Annotated in this window: 1 protein-coding gene; it reads left to right on the forward strand. The window is 48.8% G+C overall.

The window, feature by feature from the left end:
- The coding region (locus QN347_RS20695; protein ID WP_323494531.1) for a tetratricopeptide repeat protein at positions 1-244 on the forward strand (244 nt) is incomplete at both ends.

Here is a 244-nt window from a genome sequence, read left to right on the forward strand (position 1 = left end):
TCACAGAGGCGCTCAAGTACCGACCTGACTTTGGTTTGGCTGCGAATAACCTGGGTTTCGTTTACTTTAAACAAGAGAAGTTTGCCGAGGCGGCACGCTGGTTTGAAAATACTTTGCAAATCGATCCTTCGAGAGCCATCGCCTATCTCAATCTTGGCGATGCAAGAGCAAGGCTGAATGACAACGAAAAGGCAAAAGCCGCCTACAACACCTTCTTGCAGCTATCGCCGAATAGTCCCAATGC

It is taken from the genome of Sphingomonas sp. 10B4 (genome assembly GCF_035019905.1).
Taxonomy (GTDB): domain Bacteria; phylum Pseudomonadota; class Alphaproteobacteria; order Sphingomonadales; family Sphingomonadaceae; genus Sphingomonas; species Sphingomonas glacialis.